Genomic DNA, 6,521 nt, shown 5'->3' on the forward strand with positions numbered 1-6,521 from the left:
TTAATGTATGTATTTTTATGTGTACTTTTATTTTATGCGTAAAAAATAGTATCTAGTTAATACTAGATACTATTTTTATCGTCTATTTTATTTTAAATCTTTGAATTTATCTTTAAATAAATCTCCTAATGATCCTAATGACTCTTCTACTTCTAAAAATTCAGAGTAATCTTCTTCAGGTTCTTTTGTAGCTTCTTTTAATGATACAACCATTCTCTTATCTTTATTTTTTATATCTATTATCATAACATCTATTGTATCTCCAACATTAACAACATTAGATACTTTCATAACTCTCTCTTCGCTTAATTGAGATATTGGTAAGAATGCTTCTACACCAAGTTTAACTTCTACAAAAGCTCCTCTTTCTATTAGTTTTAAAACTTTAACATTAACAATATCTCCAACTTGCATTTCTTCTCTTACAGAATTCCATGGATCATTGTTTATGTCTTTTATAGCTAGTCCTACTTTTTTATTTTCTTTATCTATTTTTATAACATATACATCTACTTCTTGACCTTCTTTTACTACATCTTCAACTGATTCTACTCTATGCCAAGCTAATTCATTTATATGTGCTAATCCTTCTACTCCACCTAAATCTATGAATGCTCCATAATTCATTATTTTACTTACTTTACCAGCTCTTTTTTGTCCTACTTCAAGAGAGTTAAATAAATCTTCTTTAGCTTGTTTAACTCTAGCTCTTTCAGCTTCTCTATCAGCTTTCATTTGTGCTCTTTTAGCTGCTTTTTCAGCTTCTACTCTTTCATGAGCAACTTCTCTATGAGATGCAACTATTCTATTTCTTCTTAAATCCATTTCTATCATGTAAACTTCTAAATCACGTCCTACATATGCAGCTGTATTGTTTACAAATGTAACATCTATTTGAGATAACGGTATAAATACAGTTTCTGTTTTATAACTTGCAAATAGTCCTTTTTCAATGCTTCTTTCTACATGAACAGTTAATATAGTATGATTATCTAAAGCTTCTTTTAGCTCTTTTCTAGTAGATTCAATAACAGCCTTTTTAGCTGATAAATACATTGTTCCATCTTTACGATTTATCTTAGTTATTTCTCCACTTATTTCTTGTCCAACACTATACTTATCTTCTATTGTTTCATCTTTAGCTAATATAAGTTCAGATATAGATATAATTCCTTCAAATCCATAATTTAATTCTAAATGTAATTCATCATATAATACTTTAGTTATTTTTCCGCTTACTGTCTGACCTATTTTTATACTACTCATTTCTTTTTCTTGTTGCTCTAAAAGTTCTTGCATAGTTTGATTGTTCTCCATTAAACTTCATCCCTTCCTATGTAAACGTTTATATAATTTTTGTATTTAATCATATACTATTATATCACTAACGATATATTATTTGATATTATTAATTGTTTTTACTTTCCAAAAAAATATTCTTTTATATATTCTTCGTTAAAATTCACCACTAAATTTCCTGGGAAATTTACTTCTTCTAGTATTTTTGTACAATTTTCAAAATTACCAACCTGATAGTATATATGTGCGTCACTACCTAAAATAACCTTAACATCATGTTTTTTGCAAAGATTTAATAAAACTTTAGCATTTTCTATTGCTCCAACTCTAAAGCTATTAGTTCTTAATGAAGAGTTGTTTATCTCTAGTAAAGTATTATTTTCCTTCGCTTTTAATACAACTTTTTCATAATCAACAGGATATCTACTATCATCTAAATGTCCTATTATTTTCACCTCTTTATTTTCCATTACATTTAATATTGCTTTTGTATTTTCATGTATGTTTCCAGGATTTATGCATGGTGGATGGAAGCTAGCAATAACATAGTCTAATATTCCAACTACATCACTTGGAATATCTATATTACCATCAAAATCCATTATATTAGCTTCTATTCCTTTTAACACTTTAACTCCATTTATTTCTTCTTTTATAACACCTAAATTCCCAAAATAAAAAGGATGTGTACTTCCAGGCATATTAGGAGCATGGTCTGATACACCTACATACTTTAGCCCTTTTAATTTGGCTTCATCTATGTTTTCTTTAAGTGTGCTATATGCATGTCCACTTGCAATAGTATGGCAGTGTAAATCTATAATTGCATTCATATTTAATCCTCCTATGTTTTAACTATCTCTTATTATTATATACCCTTTAGTTATATGTATATAATAAATTTATATAAATTTAAAGCTATGGTAAATTTTATTTACCATAGCTTTTTAAATTACTCATCTTTAGTTTTAGCAATTTCTACTGTTGGTTGTATTGAATGATCTATAGATAAAGTTTTTTTGTAAAATACACTAAAGCATATTATTGTTACAATTGCTGCAGTTATATCTGCAACTGGCTCTGCTGTTAATACACCTTGTAATTTATTTTCAAAGAATATTGGTAATATAAATATCAATGGTATCAATAATATTATCTTTCTAAGTAAAGCTAATATCATAGATATTTTTGCTTGACCTAAAGCAAGGAATGTTTGCTGACAAGCAATTTGTGCTCCAAATAATAGTATTCCCGCAAAGTAAATTCTCATACTCCATACAGTTATTTCTACAAGTTGAGGATTACTATTAAATATAGATACAAATACTTGTGGGAATATCATTATAGCTCCCCACATTATAGTTGTGTAAACTAAACAGCTTACTAATAATAGTTTAAATGTTTTTCTAACTCTATCTAACTTATCCGCTCCATAGTTAAAACTTATTATAGGTTGTGCCCCTTGAGTTAATCCCATCATAGGTAGTAATATTATTTGCATAACACTACTCATTATAGTCATTGCACCTATAGCTAAATCTCCACCATATTTAGCAAGATTGTTATTCATAGATATAATTACTAAACTTTCAGTTGCTTGCATTATAAATGGTGATATTCCTAAAAGTAAAATAGGTTCAATAACTTTTAAATTTGGAACTATATATTTCTTTCTTATCTTAAGAATACTTTTCTTTCCGACTAAGAATAATAAAACCCATACTGCAGAAACAAACTGTGCACTTATAGTTGCTAAGGCTGCCCCTTTAACACCCATATTAAATCCAAATATTAAAATTGGATCCAGTACTATGTTTATTATTGCTCCGATTAATACTGTTATCATACCTGTTTTAGCAAAACCTTGAGTGTTTATAAAAGGATTTAGCCCTAAACCAATTTGCACAAATAAAGTTCCTATAAGATATATACCAATATAATCATTTGCATACCCTATTGTATCTTTACTTGCTCCAAAAGCCCAAAGTATATTTTCTTTAAAAATTAAAAGAGATACAGTTAATATAATTGCTATTATTACTAGTGTAGAAAAACTGTTAGTCATTATTTTTTCTGCGCCATCATTATCTTTTTCCCCCATTTTTATAGCAGCTAATGGAGCTCCCCCCATACCTACTAATGCACTAAATGCTGATACAATCATTATTATTGGAAATGCTACTCCAACACCAGCCATTGCCAGCTCGCCATTAGGCATTCTACCTATGAAAATTCTATCAACTATATTGTATAAAACATTAACTAACTGAGCTATTATAGCAGGTAAGGCTAATTGAAATAGTAGTTTTCCAACACTACCTTTACCTAAATCTGTCGTTTGTTTCCCCATAATCAACCTCCATTTTTAAATTTATTATTTTATATAATATCATATTCATTAACAAACTTAAATATTTAACTTTAAAATATTTAAGTTTGTTAATGAATTTACTATTTTTCAATATTTTTCAAATATATATATACCTATTTTACAGTTTATCAAACAATGATATATTATTATATTCTTCTTTTTTACAATCTATTAAATTAGACATAGTTACTCCAATTAATCTAATTTGCCTTTCTTTATTCTTTACTTTCTCTATTAAAATATTTGTGTTTTTTAATATATCATCATATGTATATATTGGAGATTCTAATGTTCTTCTTTTTGTAACTTGCTTGAAGTCTGCATATTTTATTTTAATAGTTATAGTCTTTCCACATTTATTAGTATACTCTAATCTCTTGCATACATCTTTTACAACATCTTTTATATGTTCATTTAATTCATCAGAATCAAAGTATACATTAGAAATAAAAGTACTTTCTGCTCCTACAGATTTCCTTTCCCTACTAATTTGAACTGGTCTATGATCTATACCTCGAGCAAAATTATACATATCATATCCTTTTTTCTTAAATATCTGCTCTAGCTCAATTAAATTCATATTCCTTAGATCATAACCTTTTTTTATCCCCATAATTTTTAAAGTCTTAGAAGTTACCTTCCCAATTCCAAAAAATTTATTAATAGGTAGATTATCTATAAATTCCTGAGCTTTATCTGGAGTTATAACTGTAAGACCATTAGGTTTTTTATAATCTGATGCAATTTTGGCTAAAAATTTATTATAAGATACACCTGCAGATGCTGTTATTCCTATTTCATTTTTTATATCTTCTTTTATTTGTTTTGCAATTGTAGTTGCATATTTTATTCCTTTTTTATTTATAGTTACATCTAAATAAGCCTCATCTAAAGATAAAGGCTCTATTATGTCGGTATATCTTTTAAATATTTCCCTTATTTGATATGATATTTTTTGATATACTTCAAATCTTGGAGGTACAAAAATTACATGAGGACAACGTACATAAGCTACACTAGATGGCATAGCTGAATGTATTCCAAATATTCGCGCTTCATATGAGCATGTAGCAACTACTCCTCTTCCTTCTGGACTTCCTCCAACTATAACTGGTTTTCCCTTTAACTTAGGATTATCTCTTTGCTCTACAGATGCATAAAATGCATCCATATCTATATGAATTATTTTTCTTTCACTGTCCATTAAAGTACCTCCTTATTTAAATATTCATAAAAAAACCGCATTGTAATTTTACAATACGGTTATATATCTGTAATTAATTTTGATATAAATTAGCTGATGGATATTCTGCATCAGAAGTTGTATCTACCCCTAATTTTCTAAATGTTTGTTCATCATTTACACTTAGCATAGTAGTTGAATGTGCTTGAGCACCCTTTAACATACTTAATTTTTCCATAGCTGCTTGAGCTGTTGGATTTGTAACTGCACATATACTTAATGCTGTTAAAATTTCTTCACAACTTAAAGCAACATTTCTATTACCTAAAGTATTTGCTTTTAAGTTTATAATTGGTTCTAAAACTACAGGTGATATTAAGTGCATATCATCATTTATATTTGCAAAATGTTTTATAGCATTTAAAACTGCTGCAGCTGTTGAATTCATAGTTTCTGAAGCTTTTCCTGTAAGTATAGTTCCATCATTAAGTTCTAATGCAACTACTGGACATATATCGTTAGGAGTATTTGAAACTTCCTTTAATTTAGCACTATATTCTCTAGCTGGTATTACAACTTTTCTATCTTCTGGCTTTAAATTTAATTCTTCCATTATAAGTTTAATTCTATCGTAAGCACCTTTATCAACTTGTCCTTTTTTATATTCACAAGCTGTTTTGAAGTATCTTCTTATTATCTCTTGTCTTGAAGCTTCTTGAACTACTTCATCATCCACTATTCCATATCCTACTCTGTTAACACCCATATCTGTTGGAGATTGGTAAACAGATTCTTTTCCTGTTATTTTTTCTATTATTTTCTTTAAAACAGGGAATAATTCTAAATCTCTATTATAGTTAACTGACATTTGTCCATATTTTTCAAGGTGGAATGAGTCTATCATATTAACATCTTTTAAGTCTACTGTTGCAGCTTCATATGCTATATTTAAAGGATGTTTTAATGGAACATTCCACACTGGGAATGTTTCAAATTTAGAATATCCAACTTCATTTCCTCTTTTATTTTCATGGTATAACTGACTTAAACAAGTTCCTAATTTTCCACTGTTTGGACCTGGTGCTGTTACTACTACTATAGGCTTAGTTGTTTCTATATATGGGTTAGCTCCATATCCTTCATCACTAACTATAGTATCTACATCACTTGGGTATCCTTTTGTTGGAGCATGTTTATATACTTTTATACCTCTACGCTCTAATTTATTTATAAAAACTGTTGTTGCAGGTTGTCCTTCAAATCTTGTTATAACAACGCTGTTAACATCTAGTTCATATGCTCTTAAATCATCTATTAATCTTAAAACTTCCATATCATAAGTGATACCAAAGTCTCCTCTTATTTTATTTCTTTCTATGTCACCTGCATAAACACATATTACAACTTCTAGTTTATCTTTTAAGTTTTGTAATACTTTTATTTTTGCATTTTCATCAAATCCTGGTAAAACTCTTTTAGCGTGAAGATCAAACATTAACTTCCCACCGAACTCTAAGTATAACTTATCATAGTTATTAACTCTCTCTAAGATATATTTAGACTGCTCTTCTAAATACTTTTTGTGATCAAATCCTATTTTCATTGTTCTTCCTCCTAGATAAATTGTAAATTTAGTAGATATTTTTCAAAAAATAAATTAAAATTAAA

Annotated in this window: 5 protein-coding genes; all 5 read right to left on the bottom strand. The window is 28.1% G+C overall.

Translation table 11 applies throughout. The features are described 5' to 3' along the window. Window positions 1-87: 87 nt before the first annotated feature. Window positions 88-1,317 carry a 30S ribosomal protein S1 gene (locus VN21_RS04215; RefSeq protein ID WP_046822192.1) on the bottom strand — a complete coding sequence of 410 codons (1,230 nt, stop codon included), beginning with the start codon at window positions 1,315-1,317 and terminating at the stop codon, window positions 88-90. A 101-nt stretch (window positions 1,318-1,418) separates the two neighbouring features. Continuing rightward, the gene (locus VN21_RS04220) at window positions 1,419-2,132 is read right to left on the bottom strand and encodes a phosphatase (RefSeq protein WP_046822193.1); all 714 of its coding nucleotides are present in this window, start codon (window positions 2,130-2,132) and stop codon (window positions 1,419-1,421) included. Window positions 2,133-2,251: 119 nt separating this feature from the next. Then, on the bottom strand, window positions 2,252-3,649 hold the full coding sequence (locus VN21_RS04225) for an MATE family efflux transporter (protein ID WP_046822194.1): 1,398 nt from the start codon (window positions 3,647-3,649) through the stop codon (window positions 2,252-2,254). 139 nt (window positions 3,650-3,788) lie between these two features. Continuing rightward, window positions 3,789-4,874 carry a DNA polymerase IV gene (gene dinB / locus VN21_RS04230; RefSeq protein ID WP_046822195.1) on the bottom strand — a complete coding sequence of 362 codons (1,086 nt, stop codon included), beginning with the start codon at window positions 4,872-4,874 and terminating at the stop codon, window positions 3,789-3,791. Between the two features lie 73 nt (window positions 4,875-4,947). After that, window positions 4,948-6,456 carry a DUF1846 domain-containing protein gene (locus tag VN21_RS04235; protein ID WP_046822196.1) on the bottom strand — a complete coding sequence of 503 codons (1,509 nt, stop codon included), beginning with the start codon at window positions 6,454-6,456 and terminating at the stop codon, window positions 4,948-4,950. Window positions 6,457-6,521: the final 65 nt, after the last annotated feature.

Origin of the sequence: Paraclostridium benzoelyticum (assembly GCF_001006285.1) — a bacterium.
Lineage (GTDB): Bacteria > Bacillota > Clostridia > Peptostreptococcales > Peptostreptococcaceae > Paraclostridium > Paraclostridium benzoelyticum.